The organism is Frigidibacter sp. MR17.24, from assembly GCF_037095655.1.
Lineage (GTDB): Bacteria > Pseudomonadota > Alphaproteobacteria > Rhodobacterales > Rhodobacteraceae > Frigidibacter.
In genome coordinates, this window is record NZ_JBAWKE010000009.1 from 1 (window position 1) to 22,100 (window position 22,100).

A 22,100-nucleotide genomic window follows, 5' to 3' on the forward strand; every position below is an offset into this window, starting at 1 on the left:
CAACGCCGAAGTCGACTTCCGCGGCGAGCGGCGTTCCAACGCGACCCATGCCTCGACGACCGATCCGGAGGCGCGGCTGTTCAAGAAGTCACCTGGCACCGGAGCGATGCTGTGCTTCATGGGGCATAGCCTGATGGAGAACCGCTCCGGCCTCATCGTGCAGGCCGACCTGACCACTGCAGACGGCCGAGCAGAACGAAAGGCCGCCGTCGAGATGCTCACCGCCATTCGCCCGGATCGACCCGGCGCCTGACGCTGGCGGCAGACCGTGGTTACGACAGCGCAGACTTCGTCGCCGAGCTGCGCCAGATGGTCGTCACGCCGCACGTTGCCAAGAAGTCTCGGCACTCCGCCATCGACGGCCGAACCACCCGGCACCCCGGCTACGCCAAGTCGCAGCGACGCAGGAAGAAGATCGAGGAACCCTTCGGCTGGGTGAAGACGGTCGGCGGCATGGCGCAAACCCTGTATCGCGGCATCGACCGCGTCCGCGCCCGCTTCACCCTGGCGATGGCGGCCTGCAATCTGGCCAGACTACCAAAACTGCTCGCAGCCTGAGCCGGGAAGCCGCTGCTCATAATGCTCGCCTCGAACGCCTGGCGCCATCAACCCGGATCGAGGGAAACCGTTCTACACGGCAGACTTTTTCAGCGGCCTGCTAAGCTTGCTGCCGCGCGACCCATTGGGTGTGTTCCCGCGAGAAAGCCTGCTCCGCATCGTTTACGAATGCAGAGAATTTAGCCTCATCATCTATTTCCTCAATACCATTCTGAATTATCCCAATTTCATGCGCGGTAAGGGTATAAGATGAGGCGAGCTCATTAAACTTCTTGATTTGCGTCCAGCCAATGAAAGACGAAGCAATAACAATCACCGGCTCGATGGGCCAGATTTCCCAATCTGGGTATTCAATTCGGGTAAGCGCCAGAACGATGGCGACCGTATATGCTGCAATGCCAGCGAACATCCAATGCTTGCTCGCCCGCTTATTGGCCCCCGCCTTCGTAGCATACCATTTGCGCTGATCCTTAATCCGGTGCTCTAAGTAGAACGATTTCCGCTGCTCAAGGTCACGGGACCGCACTTCTTCCATGCTCGCCGGAATCTGTTGTTTCGCGGCGCTATCGGGCGGCATCTTGTCACCGATAAAACGGTTGGCCTTCAGTATGGCCAGTAGGTGGCCTCTAAACTCACCTCTCGGAATGACGATGGAGGCCGAATCTTCAAAAGGGCTCGACCTCATCACAAATCTCCACGAAGAGGTCTTAATCGACTCCGCTAGCGCTCTTCCTCGATACCAGTCTTGTTCAGGCTTCATCCAGTTCCGACAGACAAGGATCCCTAACGAAGAAAGTAGAACTAAAGTGTAAGCGATGAAGAAAGTTGGCTCTTTGCTCCAATTCATCGAAAGAACTGCCGCTAGGAACAGCAGAGCGTATTCCGCTCGAATGAGAGAAAGATATGTGGACTGCGACTTGGCCGACAAGTCGCCGGCAGTCTCATACAGTGCAGGATAATCGAACATAATCTAAGGCACCAAGCGGCGGATTGCAGCCACAATAGATGCTGAATTCCACGCCACCATTTCATCCGCGCAGTTAACAACAGACTGAGGAGTGCGCTGTTCACCCCAGCGTTTTATCCCAAGGATCGGCTTGCCGATCTGTTTTGCGAAATCCATTTCGTATTGAACCCAAGCGCTGTGGTTTACATACATGCCGGAGACGATCACCACGCACTGAGCTGGTCGAATTTGGCGCTTCATCTGCTCACCTAATTCTTCAGAAGTCATGCCCACAAAGGCTTTGCTCTCGGGAACAGAGTAATTGGACCACTTGAAATTAGATGCGTCATTTAGAAACCTAACTGCCCTATTGTAGCGGTCGCTGTATTTCCACGCGTGGCTGATGAAAAGCTTGTGATCGTGTAGGTAAGGCATTGAATTCTCCTTGTCGCGTTACTCTATGTCAGCCCCCGTGATGCGCCAAGTGCAAGTGCAGCAGGGACAGACATGATGTCTGCGCATGTTACCCAAACGACCCAACCCACAGCTGAAGCGCCGGCCTCGTCCTGTGTCCCATTCCTGCCGACAGCCACGTCGGAAACTGAGATTTTCGGTTCAACACGCCGATGGGGGCGCTCATCCCTTGTCTGTTATACGCCACGCACTGACGCGGAAATGAGGAGGCCCCTGCGCACAACGACGATGTCCGCCGCTGCTGACAAATTCACCAGCTCGACGAAGACTCAGCGTCCCGAACTTCTGAGCGTGGAAGAGACTAGCCAAGAGACGGCGAAAGCGGCCCTCCGTTGACTCTGCGGAGAGCGAGCACTTTCCGCACTTCACCCTGTGCCGCGCCTGTCGCTTCGCATGGGCATGACCGTCCGCCTGGGGCTTGGTGCGGTAGTAGCCATGACCAATGCGGTCAGCAGGTTTGGGCAGACTGTCGCTCGCAGGGCGGTCGATCACCACTATGGGGATGCCGGAAGATGTTCCCCTATCGTTGCCCTTGGTAGCTTGCTATGACGATCTCTATCGCCTGACTAGGCAACTTGTTGTTTTGTTTGCCTGACGGGGGCGGGATGTTTGCACTGTTTGTCATTCTGATGGCCTCCTGCGCGGCGCTGATCGCAAGCCTGCTGTCTCCGCAGCTCACAGACCTGCTGTTGATCGCCGCGCCCTGTGCGCTGGCGAGCCTGTTCCTTATTCTGAAGACGGCGTGGCGCGCGAGATTGTCGCGGTCGGCGAAGCGATCTTGGATCATCCTGGACGGGTCCAACATCATGCACTGGAAAGGAACGGGTCCAGATACCGCGGTGGTGAAGGATGCCATACGGCTTCTGGTCGCGCGCGGCTTCACGCCTGGCGTCGTCTTCGACGCAAACGTCGGCTACAAGCTGTTCGACCGCTATCAGGATGACGGTGCTCTCGCGAAGCTGTTGGGCTTGCCCCAAGATCGGGTGCTGGTCGTGCCGAAAGGCACGCCTGCCGATGAGATCATTCTGTCTGCCGCGCGGGACCATGGGGCTCGGGTGGTCACCAATGATCGCTATCGGGACTGGGCCGAACGGCATCCGGAAGTTTCCGAAGAGGGTTTTCTGGTGAGGGGCGGCTATCGGGATGGCGCAGTCTGGTTGGCGTTGCCGGACAACCCCGCCCGATAGTCCGGGGCGGGCACCCGGTCCGGGGCGCTACTCGCGCGGCGACGCGCCATCCCTGTCTTGGCCTACAATCGAGTTGCCTCGCCAGAAGCGGAGCCTTTTCGTGCCCGGGTCGCAGAGGGCACCGGAATGGGGTAGGGATGCTCCCGCCATCCTGAGTTTCCCACAGATGGAAGGGTATCGCGCATGGCCGGAAAGGCGCTCAACAAGACCAACCTGACCGCGCTGGGGCCCGAGGTTCTGGCGGATCTGCTGCTCGAGGCCGTCAAGGGCGATGCCGCGCGGCAGCGCCGCGTCCGGATGGCGCTCGCCGCCGATGACGGGCCGCAAACCGTGGCGGCCGACGTGCGCAAGCGCTTCGTCGCGATCCGTCGCGCCAAAGGTTTTCTGGTTCGGCCGGCGCAGAAGAAACTCGCGCAGGAGCTGACCGGGATCATCGAGATGATCGAGACCCGCATCGCGCCCACGGCCCCCGGGCTGGCTTACGAGCTGCTCTGGACGCAGCTGCACCTGGCCGAGGGCATCCAGGAGCGCACCGACGACAGCTGGGGCACCATCGGCGAGACCATGCATGCCGCGATGGAGGCCATTGCCCGGATCGCGCCGAGCCTGACCCTCGGCCCGGAGACCCTGGCGGACCAGATCCTCGAGGCCACAGTTGCCGACGGCTACGGCGCCTTCGACGGCGCGATCGAAGCGCTCGCTACTGCAATGGGTCCGGACGGGTTGGCCGCGCTGAAGGAGAAGGCGAGCGCCGCCTGCGACGCGCCGATCACCGAGGCCGATCTGGCCCCCTATGACTACGTCCGCAAGGCCGACCGCGAAAACCGCGCCCGCCGGGCCCGCAACGCCACGCTGGAGCGCATCCTGCAGGAGGTCGCGGATCTGCAGGGCGATGTGGATGGCTGGATGGCGAAGTATTCGGCCGAACAGCTGACCTATCACACGATCGCCCCCGATGCCGCGACCCGACTTCTCAAGGCCGGCCGCGCCGAGGAGGCCTTGGTGCTGATCCGCAAGGCTATCGCCGCGCAGAGGGGCGACCGGCACGACTCGCGTGAACTGGACGATGCGCATTTCGCCTGCCTCTCGGCGCTGGGGCGCAAGGATGACCTGCGCGACGCGCTTTGGGCGCGGTTCGAGGCGCAGCTCTGCCCCGATGCCCTGCGCCATCACTTGAAGCTTCTTGCCGATTCTGAGGACATCGAGGCGGCCGAGGCCGCCCGCGCTGTTGTGCTGGCCCATCCCGAGATGACGCGGGCGCTCTGGTTCTGCCATGTCACGCAGGATCTGCCACTGGCCCGTCACCTGATCGACGCGCGTCCTACCGAGCTCGATGGCGATGTCTACGAGGTCCTGGCGCCTCTCGCCGAGGAGATGTCGCCAAGCCACCCGTTGCAGGCCGTGCTGCTCTGGCGGGCGCTGATCGATTTCTCGCTGACCCAGCAACGGAAGGGTCGATACGGCCATGCCGCCCGGCACCTTCAGAGTTGCGCCGAGGCCGACACGCGGATCGCCGACTACGGTCCGCACCCCTCGCACGACGTTTACCAGCAGGCGCTGCACGAGGTCCACGCCCGGAAATCGTCCTTCTGGGAAGCGGTTGCGGAATAGGGGCGTGGCACCGACACTGGATCCGATCAATGACAGCATGGTGGGCATGCGCTGGCTTCGCGCGGGCGCGCAGGCACAGTTGATCTGTTCCAGACAGAGCCCGAAGATGCTGCTGGAAGGGCAGAACGATCGCTAACGGGACTGCGGCTTTGCAGGGACGGCGCCCCCCCGGGGGTGGGGCTATTGGTTCGAAACGGGCAGATAGCTGTGCGAGAAGCCGCCGGCGCGTGGCTGGCACCGGCGGCGCATCAGCATTTACGTGATGGACCAGCGTCGACCGCGGCCCCCCGCGCTTCCGCGTGGCGGATCCCACCGCCGCCCGATCAACCCCAAGCTCTGCATGCGAAAAATGATGCGCCAAGGTCTCACCCCGCCCCAGAAACCTCTTCGGAAAGGTGCAGGCCGCATGACAAGCTCGCCTTCCGGGGGCTAGAACGGGCATGCGTTTCACTTTGCTGGCCGGAGACCTGTTGTGAGTATCGAAAAGACCCTGTTCGCCGCGGCCGACAAGATGCGCGGCGCCATGGATGCCGGCGAATACAAGCACATCGCCCTCGGCCTGCTGTTCCTGCGCTACGTCTCCGAGGCCTTCACTCGCCGCCAGGCCCTGATCATCGCCGACCACGGCGACCCCGAGGACCGTGACGAATACCTGGCCGAGAACACCTTCTTCGTCCCCGCGGCCGCCCGCTGGGCCAGCCTCGCCGCCAAGTCGAAGGACGCCCGCATCGGCGTCATGATCGACGACGCCATGCGCGACATCGAGGCCGAGAACCCCTCGCTCAAGGGCGCGCTTCCCAAGGTCTTCGGCCGCGAGTCCATCGACCGCGCCATGCTCTCGGGCCTCATCGACCTCTTCTCGAACCTCAAGCTCGACGGCACCCGCGCCGACTTCGACCTCATCGGCCGCATCTACGAATACTGCATCGGCGAGTTCGCGAGCAGCGAAGGCAAGCGCGGCGGCGAGTTCTACACCCCCAAATCCGTCGTCGACACGCTGATCGAAATGATCGAGCCCACCCACGGCCGCGTCTACGACCCCTGCTGCGGCACCGGTGGCTTCTTCGTGCAATCCGAGAAGTTCATCGACGCCCATCAGGGCCGCAGCGACGACATCGCCATCTACGGGCAAGAGCGCAACCACACCACCTTCGGCCTCGCGCGCATGAACCTCGCCATCCGCTCGATCTTTGCCGACATCCGCTGGAATTCCGAGGGCACGCTGCTGCGCGACGAATTCCCCGACGAGCGCTTCGACTACATCCTCGCCAACCCGCCCTTCAACATCTCCGACTGGTCGGGGAACCTGCTGCGCGAGGATCACCGCTGGCGCTTCGGCGCGCCCCCGGTCGGTAACGCCAACTTCGCCTGGATCCAGCATATCCACGCCCACCTCTCGGCCTCGGGCATCGGCGGCGTGGTCATGGCCAACGGCTCCATGTCCTCGATGTCGGGCGGCGAGGGCGAGATCCGCGAGGCGCTGGTGCGCGGCGACGGCGTCGACTGCATGGTGGCGCTGCCCGGCCAGCTCTTCTACGGCACCCAGATCCCGGCCTGCCTCTGGATCCTGGCCCGCGACAAGTCGAACGGCGTCGCGATGAACGAGACCCTACGCGACCGGCGCGGCGAGGTGCTGTTCATCGACGCCCGCAAGATGGGCGCGCTGGTTTCCGGCTCGCGCAAGCAGAAGGAGCTGTCGGAGACCGAGATCCGCCGCATCGCCGCCACCTACCACGCCTGGCGCGGCGAGGCGCGCGAGGGGGCCTACGAGGACGTGCCGGGCTTCTGCAAGTCCGCGACGCTGGCCGAGATCGAGGCCCACAACTTCGTGCTCACCCCCGGCCGCTATGTCGGGGCCGGCGCGGCCGAGGAGGACGACGAGGCGTTCGAGGAGAAGTTTGAGCGACTGATGGGCACCGTGCGCGAGCAGTTTGCGGAGGGGCGGAGGCTGGAGGCCGAGATCGAGGCTCGGCTGGGGGCGTTGTCGTGACGACGATAACCACGAAGACCGTGGCGCAGTGGCAGCACGAAGGCGCCCTTCTCGTAGAAGATGGAAATCATGGAGAAAACCGTCCGAGAAAGGATGAGTTTTCCGACCGCGGCATGGCTTTCATCCGCGCTGCCGATATGGCGGACGGCACAGTGCTTTTCGCACAAGCTGAAAAGATCGACGCGGTGGCACAGCGCCGGGTCCGTAAGGGCATTGGCCGACCTGGCGATGTGATCATTTCTCACAAGGGAACAATCGGGCGAGTGGCCCGCGCACCGATGGATGCTCCCAATTTTGTCTGCAGTCCCCAGACGACCTTCTGGCGCGTCGTTGACAGCGAGAAGATCGATCGAGATTTCCTTTTCGCGCTCCTGAGGTCGCCCGGTTTTCAGGGCCTGTTCGCCACCCGGGCCGGCGAGACGGACATGGCCGGCTATGTGAGCCTTACCTCCCAGCGCGAACTAGAACTCTCGCTTCCGCCAATCGCGATCCAGCGGGAGGTCGGGAGAACAGTGCGGCTGATCGACGACAAGATCGAGCTGAACCGAAAGACGGCGGCGACGCTGGAGGAGATGGCGCGGGCGCTCTATCGCTCGTGGTTCGTGGATTTCGACCCGGTGCAGGCCAAGGCCGAAGGCTGCGCCCCCGCCCACATGGACCCCGCCACCGCCGCCCTCTTCCCCGACAGCTTCGGTGACGATGGGCTTCCGAAGGGGTGGAAGATTCGCACGGTTGGGGAGCTCTGCGTCCAGACAAAGCGGACCGTGAAGCCCATGGACGCTCCGGCCTCCAGCTTCTGGCACTTCAGCCTCCCGGCCTTTGACAGCGGCCGTGTGCCGCTGCTGGAAGACGGGGCGCAAATCAAGAGCAACAAGCTCTTTGTGCCAAATGATGCGATCCTCTTCTCGCGACTGAACCCGATGATCCCAAGGGTCTGGTGGGCGCGCTCGGACCATGGCCGAGGCGTCCCGGCGGCCTCCACGGAGTTCTTCGTTGCGAATGCTGCAACGCCAGAGCAAACGCCATGGCTGTATTCGCTACTCTCTTCTGAAGAGTTCCGCGAGCAGGCCGTATCTCGGGTGACCGGCACGTCGAACAGCCACCAGCGCCTGTCGGCTTCTGCACTCGCTGAGATTGCCGTGACGGCACCACCAGACGAGCTCCTTGCAGCATTCGGAACCATCGCGGGCTCGTGGTTCGAGCGTGTTCACGCTCTCGGATCTGAATCTGGAATTCTCGCGAACCTCCGCGACACCCTGCTCCCCCGCCTCATGTCCGGCGAGCTTCGCGTTGGCGAAGCTCTGGAACAGATCGACGAGGTCGCCTGATGTTCCGCGTCGACCGCCCCACGAACCGCATCTCGCGCCTGTCGCAAAAACGCTTCGGCGAGCTCGGCTTCACCGAGCGGCGGCACCTTCAGGAATGGCTCGTGCACCAGCCCGACGCGCTGGGGGAGGAGCTTCTGATCCTGCAGAAGGAGTTCGACGGGTTCGACGAGACGAAGGAGCGGCTCGACCTTCTGGCGCTCGACAAGGCCGGGAACCTGGTGGTGATCGAGAACAAGCTCGATGACTCGGGCCGCGACGTGGTCTGGCAGGCGCTGAAATACGCCGCCTACACCTCGGGCCTGAAGAAGGCGCAGATCGTCGAGATCCACCAGAAATACCTCAACGACCATTGCGGCGGCGGCGATGCGGCGCAGGCAATCAGCGACTTCCTCGAGGTCGAGGACCTGTCGGGCACCGTCCTGAACCCCGGCAACGGCCAGCGCATCCTCTTCGTCGCCGCGAACTTCCGGCGCGAGGTGACGGCGACCGCGCTCTGGCTGATCAGCCGCGGCATCGCGGTGCAGTGTTTCCGGGTCACCCCCTTCGGCTTCGGCGAGGAGCTGTTCCTCGACCTGCAGCAGATCATCCCCCCGCCCGAGGCCGCCGATTACATGATCGGCATCTCCTCGAAAGAGGTCGAAGAGACGGCTGTGCAGGGGACACAGAAGAAGCGCTACGATCTGCGCCAGCAGTTCTGGTCGCTGATGCTGGAACGCCTGCGCGCGGACAAGGTGGAGATCTACGCCAATATCAGCCCGACGACGCAGCATTGGCTTTCGGCTGGCTCCGGCGTTCGATCCTGCCCCTACCAGCTGATCTTCGGTCGCGACGAGGCGCGGGTCGAGCTGTCGCTGTCACGCTCCGAAGGGGCCGAGAACAAGTGGCTCTTCGATCAGCTTGTGGCGCTTCGCCCTCAGATCGAGGAGGCGTTCGGTGCGCCGCTCGAATGGCGTCGGATGGATGACAAGAAGCAAAGCCGGATCCTCTACTCCTGTGAATTCGACGGCTACAACCGCGACAGCTGGCCCGCGATGATGGACTGGCTCTCGGCCCATGTGCGGCGGCTGGAGACGGCATTCCATGAGCCCCTTTCGCGCCTTGGCCGTCAGGTCCGCGCCTATGACGAGGATGCCGAGTAGTGGCCTGGATCAGCGAGCACCAGCTTGAAACCGTGTTCATGGAGAGCCTCGCACCGCTGGGCTACCAGCTGCAGCACGGTGCCGATGTCTCGCCCGAGCTGAAGGCCCCGCCGCGCGCGAGCTTCCGCGACACGATCCTCGCGACGGTGCTGATGGAGCGGCTGGTGGCGCTGAACCCCGGCGTGCCGCCGACCGCCCTCGAGGATGTGGCGCGCCGGGTGAGCGACGCGGTCTTCGTCTCGGACCTGATCCAGGAGAACCGCCGCCTGCACGAGCTGATGGTGCACGGCGTGCCGGTGACCTTCTTCCGCGACGGCGAAGAGCGCAACGCCCGTGTCCAGCTGGTGGACTGGGACAACGCCGCCAACGACTGGCGCGCCGTGCGCCAGTTCGACGTGGCGGGCAAGAGCGCCCGGATCCCGGACGTGGTCCTGTTCCTCAACGGCCTGCCGCTGGTGGTGGTCGAGCTGAAGGGCATCGCCGGGGCCGACATCGGGGCCGCGTGGAACCAGATCGCCACCTACCGCACCGAGATTCCCGACCTTTTTCGCACCAACCTGCTGACGGTGATCTCCGACGGCCTGCATGCCCGCTACGGCTCACTCTCGGCCGGGCTCGACCGCTACATGAGCTGGCGCACGGTCGACGGTCAGACGCTGGTGCCCAAGGGCTCGGCTCTGGAGTTGCCAACGCTGACCGAAGGCCTGCTGGCACCCGGGACCCTCCTGCAGATGCTGCGCTGGTTCGTCGTCTTCGAGGATGAGGGCAAAGGCCCCGTTAAGAAGATCGCGGGCTACCACCAGTTCCACGCTGTCCGGAAGGCCTGCGACGCCATCCTCTCGGCGCGCGGGGCCGACGGCAAGGGCGGCGTCATCTGGCACACCCAGGGCTCGGGCAAGAGCCTGTTGATGACCTTCCTCTCGGGCCGGGTGATGCACCACCCGCAGATGGAGAACCCGACGCTCCTCGTGCTCACCGATCGCAACGACCTCGACAATCAGCTTTTCGCGACCTTCGCGCGCTGCAAGGACCTGCTGGGCGAGGAGCCGGTTCAGGCCGACAGCACCGAGGATCTGCGCCGCCTTCTGGATCGCAACGTCGGCGGCATCGTCTTCTCCACGATCCAGAAGTTCCGCCCCGAGAGTGGCGAGACCTTCCCCGAACTCACCGCGCGCTCGAACGTCGTCGTGCTGGTCGACGAGGCGCACCGCACCCAATACGGCTTCGAGGCCAAGCTGAACCGCGAGACCGGCGAGATCCGCCACGGCCTCGCCTACCAGCTGCGCAAGGCGCTCCCGAACGCCGTCTACGTGGCCTTCACCGGCACGCCGGTGGAGCTGGTGGGTGCCGACACCCGCGGCGTCTTCGGCGACTACATCGACGTCTACGACATCGCCCAGGCGGTCGCGGACGGGGCCACCGTGCCGATCTACTACGAGGCCCGCGTCGCCCGCATCACCCTCGACGAGGATGTGGCCGAGACCCTCGACGAGGAGTTCGACGAAGCGACCGAGACCATGGCCGAGGATCAGGCCAGCGCCACGGCAAAGAAATGGGCCCGGGTCGAGGCGCTGGTCGGAGCCGACCGTCGCCTCGACACCGTGGTCGAGGACATCCTGACGCATTTTGACGCCCGGCTCGTGGCCATGGACGGCAAGGCGATGATCGTCTGCATGAGCCGGCGCATCTGCGCCGCCGTCTACGATCGCATCGTCAGGGCGCGCCCGGATTGGCACGGTGATAGCGACGACACCGGCCAGGTGAAGGTGGTGATGACCGGTTCGGCCACCGACCCTGCGGAGTTGCAGCCCCACATCCGCTCGAAGACGCGGCAGGAGGCGATCCGCAACCGCTTCAAGACACCGGTCGACCCGCTGAAGCTGGTGATCGTCCGCGACATGTGGCTGACCGGCTTCGACGCGCCCTGCATGCACACGCTCTATGTCGACAAGCCGATGAAGGGCCACGGGCTGATGCAGGCCATCGCCCGGGTGAACCGCGTGTTCAGGGACAAGCCCGCCGGGCTCGTGGTCGACTACATCGGTGTCGCTGCCGAGCTGAAGGCGGCGCTCGCGCATTATTCGCAGACCGACCAGGCGCAGACCGGCGTCGATGAGGCCGAGGCGGTCGCGGCCTTCCTCGATGCTCTGGACGTCGCGCGCGTGCAGTTCCACGGTTTCGACTACGCGGCGGCTCTCAAGGGCACTCCTACCGAGCGGCTGGCCGTCCTGCCCGCCGCGATCGAGCATGTTCTGTCACGCGCCCGGGTGGACGAGGCCCGCACCAACTTGCGCCGCTTCAATGACGCGGTCGCGGCGCTGGTGAAGGCCTACAAGCTCGCCTCCGGCAGCCCGCAGGCGACCGAGCATGCCGAGGAAGTCGCCTTCTTCGCCGCGGTGCGTGCAAGCCTCGCGAAGCTCGAGACCGGCAGCGGGAGCGGCAGCGGTCAGGGCGACTTCGCAATCCAGCAGCTGATCAACAAGGCCGTCGCCTCGACCGAGGTCGTGGACATCCTCGAGGCCTGCGGCTTCGATCGGCCGGACATCAGTGTGCTATCGGAGGAGTTCATGCTCGAGCTGCAGGGGCTCGCGCACAAGAACCTCGCGGTCGAGGCGCTGAAGAAACTGTTGAATGGCGAGATCTCGGCCCGGACGCGGACGAACGTCGTGCAGCGCGAGCTGTTCTCAAACCGGCTGGAGCAGGCCATCGCCCGCTACCACAATCGCAGCGTGGACGCGCTGCAGATCCTGCAGGAGCTGATCGCGCTAGCGAAGGATCTGCGCAATGAACCTGAGGATGGGCTCAACGCCGCCGAACGCGCCTTCTATGACGCGTTGGCGCAGAACGAGAGCGCGACACAGGCAATGAGCAATGACGAGTTGCGCGTCATCGCCACCGAGCTCGTCGCGGCGGTGCGGAACAACGCGGGCGTTGATTGGTGGAAGAGGGACAATGTCCGTGCCCGCCTGCGCGTGGCGATAAAAAGGATCCTGAATCGCTACGGCTACCCGCCGGATCTTGCATCCGATGCCGTCAAGCTGGTCCTCCAGCAAGCCGAAGCGCTGGCCATGGCGTGAACTCTGGTCACGCCGCAACTCTTGGGAAGGTTCTCTTGGCGCCACCGGCAGGAGAATTGAGAGCCCTCGGTCGACCAGAAATCATATCACGCATTCGTGAATGTTCGTGACCGAAGGGGTCGTGCGTGAAGAATCTGGGTCAATCTACCGACGCGGCGGAAGCCCCAGAGTAAGTATTATTCGCTTATACTACCACGCGCCTCCCCCTCCCACAACAATTCATTTTTCGCATATCCCGCCTCGATACATTGACACCTCGGCACCCTTATTCAACTGCAGTCGTAGCTCTATTCACAACGCAACCCGCGATCTAGATCTCCACCGGCTGCCCCAGATTCTGCCCGAAGATCAAGGATTATTCGCACAGGGGATTCCCGCCTTCCGAGGAGCGATTGATCCGGCAGGAGCCTCGAGCGTCGCGATCACATTTCTCGGTCTCACCGTCTTTATCGAGCCTCTGATCACTCTGGTGGGAAAAATTCCCGATGGCGTCGCGAATCGGTGATCTGTAAGAACCAAGTTAGACGAAGACGAGATCGAGGCCATGACGATGGAGAAGACGAAAGAAGAACGAGAAGAGCTGAAACGGGACCTTCGATATAAGGGCTACTCGGTCAAACGCATAGCCGAGGAGGCTGGCGTGTCGGGAACGATGGTGACCGGCGTGATCAAGGCCCACAATCGCAGTCGAAGGATCGAAGACCGCATCGCGGAAATACTCGGTCGCGACCCCGGAGAAATCTGGGAGCATCGCCGGATCCTTAGTTGACCCGAGAAACTTCGGAAGATGACGCAAGGACGGAAAGGCTGAACAGGATCGCTGCTGGAAAGCTCTAAACGGTCACCTTGCCGAAGTTCTTTTTCGCAAAGTTAGCAAATCGATTCAGAAAGATGAACGAGGGCCCGTGATTGGCGTCACGAGCCCCCTAGATAGTCATGTCTTCACGACACATGACTTCATCTCTCCAAATCGGTGCGGTGTCAACCGCAGACCGAACCGCTCGCTGAGCGATGCGCCTTTGCGCGCCTCGGCCGGCACGAATGGATGATAAAGCATGCCCCTGAAGCGTAGAAGCAATCTATGGCTGGCACGTCGCCATGTAGGTTGGCAGCGACAGAAAATAAACGGCTCTGCTTCGGATCATTGGGAAGGCGCCGCTGCGTTAATTTTTCGCATCGTGCTGAGTCTCTCTCACTCCCAGAAGCTCCAGCACTGAGCGTAGCGTCCGGATAGACGAGCACTCCCCCTCTTTTGCAGCTTCAGGCGGCGCTGAGCGCCTGATCGCCTGCAGGACCTGTTCAGTGGCCTGACGCTTGGCGGCGTCTGTTGCCTGAAGGGTCTCACCCGTGGCCATCGCCGGCCCCGGGGCCAACCTCATGTCGGATTGCGAAAATCCATGTCTAAGATTGTAAGCCAGGGTGCGCGCCCGCCGGCCGCCGAAGGCGTCCAGCGGCATTGCGAGCAATACTTGAGCATTCGCTTCGGCACCTCTCCGTGCATCCTCGGCTCTGGCAGCGATGCCCATAGCTGCCCCCCCCGGCGCAGACAGGGTAAAGCGCGCAGTCGCTCCCATAACGCTCACCCAAACCTATCATCGATTCAAACCGATGCCTCGTTCTCCGAGATCAAACACACCCATCTTGATTTCTATCAGAGGGGTGTCCGGTCATGACGCCACAGGAGAATTTTGAAGCTCTATTTGTGCAAGTGTTAAACTCCTTGAACTCGTGCAGTCGCGTCTCTGCGCGCGTGGTGAAGGAAGTCGGTCAGACTGTGGCCGAGATGAAGGTGGCCGCCGATGAACTATCGGGACGGATGAGGCGGGAAAGTGCGAGGGCGAACAAAGCAGAGAAGCGGGTGAAAACGCTTGAAGCTCAGGTGGCACAGCTGAATCGAACCGTGTATGGGTCGAGCTCTGAGCGGATGACCGATGGCGACGTCAGCCAAGAACTGCTAGATATGGAGGCTGAGCTGAAGGCCATCATTCCGGCAGATGCTGAAAAGAAGTCAGGAAAGCAGCCCATGAAGCTTCCTGTTGGCGTAAAAGAAATTACACGTGACTTCTACCCTGACAGCATGACGTGTGATGGGTGCAGCGGCGACCTCACACCCATGAAGACAAAGAAATACACGCGTATTGAATACCAACCGGCTCGCGTGGTGGTGTTCAATGACACCCATCATGAGTGTCGCTGCAATAATATTAACTGCAGCCTGAGGCAGATAAAGAGAAAACCTGTAGATCGGTATCTGGACTGGCGCAGAACTATCGGCAGCACCCTCATAAACGAGTTTGCGATACAAAAGCATTACGAGCATATTCCGGTTCATAGGAACTGGTTCAAGTTGCTCGTGGCCGGTCACAATATTTCCCGTGGAGCCCTCAATCGCCTTGTCAATGATCAGGCGAAGAAATTCAAGGGAATTGCTAATGCCATCACAAATCATGTCATCTCAGGCCCGACCATCCACCTTGATGAAACTTTTATCAAATGCGTCCACCCTAAAGAGGGGAAAAAGCGGGGCAAGCCCTCTCAGGCAACTTTTTGGGTGATGACGCGAAACGAAAGCAGGTTCAACCCGCACGCGCCTCTAGCGGCGTCGTTCTACTACTCCCCCACAAGGAAGGGTGAGGTCGCCGAGGAATTACTTTCTAGCGGATCGGTTACGGCAATGCATTGTGATGGACACCCTCTGTATAATCGCTTCAAGGTGAAGCTGATTGTTCAGCATTGTTTTGCCCATGTTCGCCGAAAGTTCGAGAGAGCGGTCGACGCGCAGGGATCGCCATTCGCGAAAAATATTGTGCGGACCATTCGAACTATCTACGACCTCGAGCGAACTTTTGTCGGCTCCGATTCCGAGGAAAGAGCGGCGAAGCGGCAACGTCACATTCGCCCAGTTCTGGAAGTAATCAAGCGTGATCTGGAGAATGCCCAGTCTGCCGACGGACTGCTTGAGCAAGCAATTAAGTATACGCTTTCTAGGTGGGATCATCTCTGCCGCTTCATCTGGGATGGACGCCTGGAAATGGACAATAACCTTGTCGAGAATGCGATACGTGGCCTGGCCCTGACGAGAAGGAACTCCCTGTTTATACAGAATGAGGACGCGGGCGAGTCGTGGGCTATTTGGTATACGCTCATTGAAACCTGCAAGCTGAACCGTGTCGATCCGCGCGCTTACATTGGCTGGATCACCGATCAACTAAATCTCACCCGCGGAAAGATCGATCCAGCTCTTCTGGTGCCGTGGCTCTGCCCTGTCGGCAAATATACACTCTAGTTTTCCGCCAGCGTAGTCGCGTAAAAACGGTCTCGGCACATTGCTGCGTCCTTTGCAGGACCGCGACCGCGCTCTGGTGCCGAGTGATCGCGCGTGTCTCAGAGAAGCAGGAGCAACGCAAGCAGGAGCGTCGCGCGACATCGGTCAACGAGAGCTTTGCCTTGCAGGGGCCCCAACGGAGACGCAGCGCCGCCGCCGACCTGCATCCATGGATGCTGACTAGGAGCAAGTCCCAGTCCGTGTGGGACCTCAAGCGTAGGTCTGTCAGGCGACATGGATAACTGCCCCCTCGGCGACATGAGGAACTGACCCCTATGGTCGAGAGGATGTTCCATGAGAGAAGAGAAGCCCGCAGTTTCCTCACCGGTGGTAATGGTCGGGAGGGTCGAGATGCGGACGCCGGACGATGTGTCGGCGATGCTGGCGCTGAAGTCTTGCGGCTGGGGACGAAGCGGATCGCCGCGGAGCTCGGCTGCTCACGCAACACGGTGAAGCGGTGGCTGGCAGAAGGCGGCTGGCGATCGGCTTCTCCCCCGTCGCGAACCAGGGCGCTTGAAGGCTTCGAGAGCTGGCTGGCCGAACGGTTCCGTCGCCACGGCGGGAATGCGGTTGTGGTGCGTCAGGAGCTTGCGGCCGAGCATGGCATCACGGTGAGCCTGCGGACCGTCGAGCGCGCGGTCGCTCAGGGGGGCGGTTCCTGATGTCGTTTGACAAGGTCACTGAGCTGTGAGCGGACGCTACTTCCGAAAGCGTTCTCACAATGTGCTCATTCTGGTAGCGCCAAGGTTCACTTGTCAGCTCCAACGCAAGTTTGGACAGGGATTTGCAATGCAGGGAGCAGAGCGCCGTTGCGCTGATCGCCACCGGAGCCGGAGCATCAGGGTAGAAATCCGTCAGAAGGCCTCTCCCATGCCAGACTTGTTTTCCCCGTTTCAACTCAAGGACATCACACTCCGCAACCGGATCGTGATGTCGCCGATGACGATGTATAGTTCCGTCGACGGGAAGCTCGACGACTACCATGTCAGCTATCTGAGTGCGCGAGCTGCCGGCGGCTTTGCGCTGGTTTTCGGCGAACAGATGGCCATCACGCCTGATGGTCGGACGACGACCTCCTGTGCAGGCATCTGGAGCGACGACCAGATCGACGGTCATGCACGGACATGTGCCATGATCAAGCGTATGGGTGGCGTTCCCGCCATCCAGCTGGGCCATACAGGGAGGAAAGGTTCGGAGCTTCCCCCACACAAGGGAACGAACAGCGAAGGCACCTGGAAGCAGCTTCCGCCCGACCACCCCGATGGCTGGACCTGTGTGGCTCCTTCAGCGATCCCATATGGCGGCGGCGGGCACATATATCCGGTTCACGAGCTAACGGTCGACGAGATCAAAGGTCTTCACCGCTCCTATGCCGAGGCTGCCAGGCGCGCGCTCGAAGCCGGGTATCAATGGCTCGAAATGCACTACGCTCACGGCTACCTCGGCGCGAGTTTCTTCTCGCCGCTGGCGAACCAGAGAACGGATCAATATGGCGGCAGCGTCGAGAACCGCGCTCGGTTCCATCTTGAGGCCCTGGATGCCGTGCGAGAGGTGTGGCCCGAGCACTATCCCCTGACGATGCGACTCGGAGTGGATGATCACAACCCTGCCGGCGTCCAGTTCGAAGACGCCATTCAGGCAATCGCCATGATGAAGGACCACGGCCTGGATCTGGCCGATGTGTCTCTGGGCTTCAACACCGATGAGATGATCGACGCGCCGTTCAATAACGTGGGCTTCATGCTCGAGCGAGCATCGCGCGTGCGCACCGAAGTGGGGATACCTGTCGCGACCAGCTGGAACCTTGGTGTTCCGCAGAACGCCGACAGGGCCATCAGGGAGGAGCTGATCGATCTGGTGTTCTTGGGGCGACCGGCACTGGCAAACCCGCACTGGCCGGTTTGGGCGGCTCGCGAGCTTGGACACGCCGATCCCTTCGCGCTCGTTCCTCAGGACTGGGCCTGGTGGCTGCGCAACTTCAGAGGTCACGGCCCGAGCATCGGACTGCCTGAGCCCGGCAGCCAGAATTTTGCGGCCGAATAACTCTCCCTTCCTACCAATCCAGGTAGCTGGCCTCGGGCGCCTGATCGACCTGCACGACCACTGCGCGGGCCTCCTCGTCGAGGCTCTCGTAGTTCGCCACCGCTCCCGCCAGGAGAGCGTCGTAGCCGGCCCGGGCCGCCCGCTGCGGCAACATGGTCGAGAGCCGCGTGAAGGCGTATCGCGGGTCGCACCAGGATGTGCGAACGGCATCCCTGTCCGCTTTTCGCAGGCCCTCGCGAAAGCACTTCCGGCGGCACATACCGGGCCGCGAGTTACGAGTGATCGCTGAGCCGAGCAGGTGCGACCGAGCCCCGCGCGGGTCGTCAGCTATGCCCGCGTGCACAACGATGACGTTGATCCTACTGTGGTCCGCCCCGGCAACCAGTTCGAAGGAGGTTGTCTCACGTGCTCAATCAACCGCGGCCGCTCGCATGTCGGGCCTGAAGGGTGGCGATCCGATCTTGGGAGGAGGTTCTGTGGGGCCGTCATTCGGAGGGGCGCTGACCAAGGCTTCCAGTCAATTATCTGGAAGGTTCAGCATCGATTGATTCGCCGTGGCAGGATTCTGTCGCTATCGGCTCACGCTAAGAAAACTCAAATCCCCCCCTCGATACACCACTTACGGTGGAACGGCTCGACGCTGGTCGCCATGCTCCCTGTGTCCCCGCTGCATGCCAAGCGGATGGCCGCCGCCGAGGCCCGCCGGGCGCGCGTCGTCGAGCTTCTGGACGAAGGCTACGGGGCAGAGCGCATCGCCGAGATCACGGGCTCCTCCCTCTACATGGTGAAGCAGGACATCAAGGCGTCCGGCAGGGTCATGTCGAACGAGGACAGGGAGCAGCACCTCCTCGCCGAGCGCATCCGACAGGCGGTTGCGAAGGGCATGAGTGCGCCCCAGATCGCGGAAGCTCAGGGCTGCTCGAAGACCAAGATCCGCGACATCGCGCGCAAGCACGAGATCCGGCTTCCGCAGCGCGGCCGCAAGGCGGGGGCGTGACACATGCGCGAGCCCTGCGCCGACAAGATCGCTGCGATCTCCAGCCTCAGCGCCGCTGAGATCCCGGCATGGGAGGCGATGCTCGATCCGGCCAAGCCCTACGGCCGAGCTCCGCTGCCCGGGGAGCGCTTCGCCCTCGATCAGCGCCGGGCGGCTCTCGGCCTGCCGCGTCCGCCGAAACCCCACCATCCGTAACCGGGCGCCACGCGCCGCACCCAAGGAACACCGAATGAGAACCCCCGTCACCGACAGAGCCTACAACGTCACCGCCGACGAGCTGCGCCAGTTCGTCGAGCAGATCGAGCACCTCGAGTCCGAGAAGAAGGACATCGGCGAGCAGATCAAGGACGTCTACTCAGAACTCAAGGGCCGTGGCTACGACGCCAAGGCCGTCAAGGAGATCATCGCGCTGCGCAAGCGCGACAAGAACGACGTCGACGAGCACGAGGCGATCCTCGAGCTGTACAAAGCCGCGCTCGGCATGAGCTGACCCATGCTGCGCCTCCTCCTGAACCTCCTGCGCCGCCCCGCACCGTCCGCGCTCATCGCGCGCCGGGCCGAGCGTGTCGCCAACCGGGATCGGGAGGCGGCCAGCCGCTTCATCGACATCCACGAGACCCTGCGGAGGGGCCGGAAGTGACCAGCTACACCGTGACCCTGCCATGGCCCCGCCGCGAGCTGTCGCCCAACTGGACTGGCAAGCTCAAGGACAAGTTCCGGGCCAAGAAGGCCGAGAAGATCGACACGGTTTACGCCTGCTGGGCCGCTGGCATCCGCCACATCGACGCCGGGGCCCTGCACCTCAAGCTGACGTTCCACCCGCCGTGCAACCGCCGCCGGGACATGGACAACCTCATCGCGTCCATGAAGCACGCGATCGACGGGATCGCCCAGGCGACGGGCATCGATGACAGCGCCTATGCCATCGCCGCGGCGCGTGGAGAGGCCCGCAAGGGCGGATCCGTGGTGGTCGAGATCACGCCCTTCACCGCCGGCCGGCCTGACGCCGAGCTGCGCACCCAGATCATCGGGGGCGTGCGGTGAGCGAAACCCCATGGGTCAAATTCTACGCCTCTGACTGGCTCGCCGGGACCAGCGGCCTGACCTCGGCTGAACGCGGGGTCTACATCACCCTCATCGCCCTGATCTACGAAAACGAGGGGCCGATCGCATACGACGAGGCCAGGCTGGCGCGGCGCTGCGGCTGCCCGAAGGCTGCCTTTGCCAAGGCATTTCGCGGCCTGTGCAGCGAGGGGAAAATGGCCCTCGCAGACGGAATGGTGAGCAATCGCCGCACCGAAAAGGAACTCAGTGCGCGTGGAATTCGCGCGCAAAAAGCGAGTGCCAGTGCGAACGCACGATGGCGCGCACAAGCCGATAAAACCGAGCAAAATCAAAGCAGCGAGAATGCGAACGCATCAGCCAAGCAATGCTTGGGGGATGCTATCCAGAAGCCAGAACCAGAAGAAAAAGAAGAACCTATCGGTTCTTCCCAAAAATCCGACCCCTTCGATGCGGATCAACCCGCCGAACTGACGGGCGCAGACGATCCGTCAGGACCTCACACCATTCCCCAGCCTGTCGGGCCGCCTCCCAAGCGGCGAGCCGTCAGCCTGCCCGCGAACTGGGTGCCGTCAGATCGAAACATCGCTGACGCCGCCGAACGAAATTTCTCAGCAGAGGAAATTCAGCATGAAGCCGATCGCTTCCGCGATTACCACCTCGCCCACGGCACCACGTTCAAAGACTGGGACGCCGGCTGGCGCACATGGCTCGGTAACGCCCGTAAATTCGCAGGCGGCCGTGGCTCAGTGGCTCGGCAAGCAGCACCCGGGCGACATGGACAGGGCGGCAGTATCGCGAGCATCGTCGCACGGCGTCGTGCTGAGGGTGCGGTATGAGCTGCGCTTCCCGAGCGGCCCGAACGGCGAGCACCTGCCGAGCTACCAGGTCGCTGTCGGATGCGACGTTGACGGCGGCGAGGATGCGCGCGCCGCAGCCATCGCGGATCTGCGCAACTTCATGACCCCGGCGGCGCAGCGCGACATCGAGGGCTGGCTGGCCGAGCTTTCCGTGACGGTGGCGCGTCGAGCCGAGGACGAGTTCGCCGACGAGCTTCGTGTCGCAGTCTACGCTGGTCGCCTCGGCCGGTATCCGGCCGATGTGGTGCGCGAAGTCCTGCTGCGTCAGAGCTATCGCTTCTGGCCGACATGGGAAGAGCTCGAGAAGCGCTGCGAGGCCATGACTGGCCCGCGCCGGCACATGCTCCGCGCCATGGAGCGCGGGCCAGAGCCCAAGGAGCCGACGCGCCGCCCCGCCACCGACGAGGAGCGGGCACGCATCCAAGCGCTGGTCGACGAGCTTTTCCCCATGGAGCATCCCGAGGTCCGCGCAACGGCTGTCGAGATCGCGCTTCGTGGTAACTGCATGTCGGGGGAGCCGGAATGAGCCGCGCCAGCTTCCTCACCAGCATCACCGGCCGCCCGCGGCATGCGACCTCGATCGTGTTCGGCGTCGTCCGCAGCGCCGCAGCGCGCCACGGTGTCGACTGGCAGCAGATCTATGGTCCCAAGCGCGGGGCTGACCTCTGCCTGGCGCGAGACGAGGCCTGCCACGACCTCCGCGACATGGGCATGGCCTACGCGAAGATCGGCCGGATGCTGAACCGCGACCACAGCACGATCATCTCGGCCGTCGCCCGCCACCGCAGCCGCATCACCCGGGGAGACGCAGCATGAGCGCGCCGGTACCGATCTCGACCCAGAACCGCAGCACCGCCGTCATGCAGCGCCGTGCCGAGCCGCACGACAGCCTAGACGACTTCCCCACGCCGCCTTGGGCGACCCGCGCGCTGTGCGAGTGGATCGAGCACGGCATCATCAACTGGACAGATGGCCCCCATCCGATGCGCGCCATGTCCGTTCGCGAGCCTGCCGCCAACCGCGGGCACATGGTCCGACCTCTGCGCGAGTTTTTCGGTTCAGTCGAGGCGGCGGACGTGCACGACTACGGCGCTGGCTTCCCGGTGCAGGATTACCTGTTCGGCCCCGATCCGGAATCGGTCCACTGGACGATCACCAACCCGCCTTTCCGGCTGGCCGAGCAGTTCATCGAGCGCGCGCTGCGCACCTGCACTCTGGGCGTCGCGGTCATCGTCCGCAGCGCCTTCCTCGAAGGGGTGGGGCGGCATGACCGGCTCTTCAGCACCACCCCGCCGAGCGACATTCTCCAGTTCACTGAACGGGTTGTCATGCACAAGGGCAAGCTGACCGCAACGGGCAGCACCGCCACGGCCTACTGCTGGCTTGTCTGGCGCAAGGAGGTCGACGGGACGCAGTTCGGCTGGCTGCCTTCCTGCCGCCGGCGCCTGGAACGCGCGGAGGACTATGCATGACCTGCACCTGCCCACCCCGCGGCTACAGCCC

At 62.8% G+C, this 22,100-nt stretch carries 22 protein-coding genes and 1 pseudogene; 21 read left to right on the forward strand and 2 right to left on the reverse strand.

The annotated features are described in order from the left end of the window. Window positions 1-558: pseudogene (locus tag V8J39_RS19720) on the forward strand (transposase); the annotation flags it as partial. 100 nt (window positions 559-658) lie between these two features. On the opposite strand, the gene V8J39_RS19725 reads toward V8J39_RS19720, so the two are convergent. Together V8J39_RS19725 and V8J39_RS19730 are read right to left on the reverse strand one after the other, a co-directional pair. Beyond that, window positions 659-1,525 carry a DUF4231 domain-containing protein gene (locus tag V8J39_RS19725; protein WP_336462682.1) on the reverse strand — a complete coding sequence of 289 codons (867 nt, stop codon included), beginning with the start codon at window positions 1,523-1,525 and terminating at the stop codon, window positions 659-661. A gap of 3 nt (window positions 1,526-1,528) precedes the next feature. Then, the gene (locus V8J39_RS19730; RefSeq protein ID WP_336462683.1) at window positions 1,529-1,939 is read right to left on the reverse strand and encodes a TIR domain-containing protein; all 411 of its coding nucleotides are present in this window, start codon (window positions 1,937-1,939) and stop codon (window positions 1,529-1,531) included. Window positions 1,940-2,583: 644 nt separating this feature from the next. Between V8J39_RS19730 and V8J39_RS19735 the strand changes: the two genes are divergently transcribed. The 20 genes from V8J39_RS19735 (at window position 2,584) to V8J39_RS19830 (ending at window position 22,069) form a co-directional block, all read left to right on the forward strand. After that, the gene (locus V8J39_RS19735) at window positions 2,584-3,165 is read left to right on the forward strand and encodes an NYN domain-containing protein (RefSeq protein WP_336462684.1); all 582 of its coding nucleotides are present in this window, start codon (window positions 2,584-2,586) and stop codon (window positions 3,163-3,165) included. A gap of 183 nt (window positions 3,166-3,348) precedes the next feature. Beyond that, the gene (locus V8J39_RS19740) at window positions 3,349-4,776 is read left to right on the forward strand and encodes a DUF6880 family protein (protein WP_336462685.1); all 1,428 of its coding nucleotides are present in this window, start codon (window positions 3,349-3,351) and stop codon (window positions 4,774-4,776) included. 4 nt (window positions 4,777-4,780) lie between these two features. After that, the gene (locus V8J39_RS19745) at window positions 4,781-4,912 is read left to right on the forward strand and encodes a hypothetical protein (RefSeq protein WP_336462686.1); all 132 of its coding nucleotides are present in this window, start codon (window positions 4,781-4,783) and stop codon (window positions 4,910-4,912) included. A 336-nt stretch (window positions 4,913-5,248) separates the two neighbouring features. Then, window positions 5,249-6,766 (forward strand): type I restriction-modification system subunit M, encoded by a 1,518-nt coding sequence (locus tag V8J39_RS19750; protein ID WP_336462687.1) that lies wholly within the window; start codon window positions 5,249-5,251, stop codon window positions 6,764-6,766. Further along, a complete protein-coding gene (locus V8J39_RS19755; RefSeq protein ID WP_336462688.1) occupies window positions 6,763-8,094 on the forward strand; it encodes a restriction endonuclease subunit S in 1,332 nt (443 codons plus the stop codon). The genes V8J39_RS19750 and V8J39_RS19755 overlap by 4 nt, the downstream gene beginning before the upstream one ends. Next, window positions 8,094-9,233: a DUF4268 domain-containing protein gene (locus V8J39_RS19760; RefSeq protein WP_336462689.1), complete on the forward strand. Its 1,140-nt coding sequence runs from the start codon at window positions 8,094-8,096 to the stop codon at window positions 9,231-9,233. Before V8J39_RS19755 ends, V8J39_RS19760 begins: the two co-directional genes overlap by 1 nt. Continuing rightward, the gene (locus V8J39_RS19765) at window positions 9,233-12,310 is read left to right on the forward strand and encodes a type I restriction endonuclease subunit R (protein WP_336462690.1); all 3,078 of its coding nucleotides are present in this window, start codon (window positions 9,233-9,235) and stop codon (window positions 12,308-12,310) included. The genes V8J39_RS19760 and V8J39_RS19765 overlap by 1 nt, the downstream gene beginning before the upstream one ends. 544 nt (window positions 12,311-12,854) lie before the next feature. Beyond that, window positions 12,855-13,079, forward strand: coding sequence for a helix-turn-helix domain-containing protein (locus V8J39_RS19770; protein ID WP_336462691.1), 225 nt, complete (start codon window positions 12,855-12,857; stop codon window positions 13,077-13,079). A 900-nt stretch (window positions 13,080-13,979) separates the two neighbouring features. Further along, window positions 13,980-15,596 (forward strand): IS66 family transposase, encoded by a 1,617-nt coding sequence (gene tnpC, locus V8J39_RS19775; protein WP_336462692.1) that lies wholly within the window; start codon window positions 13,980-13,982, stop codon window positions 15,594-15,596. A gap of 314 nt (window positions 15,597-15,910) precedes the next feature. Beyond that, window positions 15,911-16,297, forward strand: coding sequence for a helix-turn-helix domain-containing protein (locus V8J39_RS19780; RefSeq protein ID WP_336462693.1), 387 nt, complete (start codon window positions 15,911-15,913; stop codon window positions 16,295-16,297). A 208-nt stretch (window positions 16,298-16,505) separates the two neighbouring features. Continuing rightward, window positions 16,506-17,678, forward strand: a complete 1,173-nt coding sequence (locus V8J39_RS19785) for an oxidoreductase (RefSeq protein ID WP_336462694.1) — start codon at window positions 16,506-16,508, stop codon at window positions 17,676-17,678. A gap of 649 nt (window positions 17,679-18,327) precedes the next feature. Continuing rightward, the gene (locus tag V8J39_RS19790; protein ID WP_336462695.1) at window positions 18,328-18,675 is read left to right on the forward strand and encodes a hypothetical protein; all 348 of its coding nucleotides are present in this window, start codon (window positions 18,328-18,330) and stop codon (window positions 18,673-18,675) included. Window positions 18,676-18,678: 3 nt separating this feature from the next. Continuing rightward, window positions 18,679-18,870 carry a hypothetical protein gene (locus V8J39_RS19795; protein WP_336462696.1) on the forward strand — a complete coding sequence of 64 codons (192 nt, stop codon included), beginning with the start codon at window positions 18,679-18,681 and terminating at the stop codon, window positions 18,868-18,870. Between the two features lie 34 nt (window positions 18,871-18,904). Continuing rightward, the gene (locus tag V8J39_RS19800; protein ID WP_336462697.1) at window positions 18,905-19,165 is read left to right on the forward strand and encodes a DUF2312 domain-containing protein; all 261 of its coding nucleotides are present in this window, start codon (window positions 18,905-18,907) and stop codon (window positions 19,163-19,165) included. 3 nt (window positions 19,166-19,168) lie between these two features. Then, window positions 19,169-19,315, forward strand: a complete 147-nt coding sequence (locus V8J39_RS19805) for a hypothetical protein (protein ID WP_336462698.1) — start codon at window positions 19,169-19,171, stop codon at window positions 19,313-19,315. Further along, window positions 19,312-19,719, forward strand: a complete 408-nt coding sequence (locus tag V8J39_RS19810) for a hypothetical protein (protein ID WP_336462699.1) — start codon at window positions 19,312-19,314, stop codon at window positions 19,717-19,719. The genes V8J39_RS19805 and V8J39_RS19810 overlap by 4 nt, the downstream gene beginning before the upstream one ends. Continuing rightward, window positions 19,716-20,576, forward strand: coding sequence for a YdaU family protein (locus tag V8J39_RS19815; protein ID WP_336462700.1), 861 nt, complete (start codon window positions 19,716-19,718; stop codon window positions 20,574-20,576). Before V8J39_RS19810 ends, V8J39_RS19815 begins: the two co-directional genes overlap by 4 nt. Next, complete coding sequence (locus tag V8J39_RS19820) at window positions 20,566-21,123, forward strand: hypothetical protein (protein WP_336462701.1); 558 nt, start codon at window positions 20,566-20,568, stop codon at window positions 21,121-21,123. Before V8J39_RS19815 ends, V8J39_RS19820 begins: the two co-directional genes overlap by 11 nt. Beyond that, entirely contained in the window at window positions 21,120-21,413 is a 294-nt protein-coding gene (locus V8J39_RS19825) for a helix-turn-helix domain-containing protein (protein ID WP_336462702.1), read from the forward strand. Before V8J39_RS19820 ends, V8J39_RS19825 begins: the two co-directional genes overlap by 4 nt. Further along, window positions 21,410-22,069, forward strand: coding sequence for a hypothetical protein (locus tag V8J39_RS19830; protein WP_336462703.1), 660 nt, complete (start codon window positions 21,410-21,412; stop codon window positions 22,067-22,069). The genes V8J39_RS19825 and V8J39_RS19830 overlap by 4 nt, the downstream gene beginning before the upstream one ends. Window positions 22,070-22,100 lie beyond the last annotated feature (31 nt).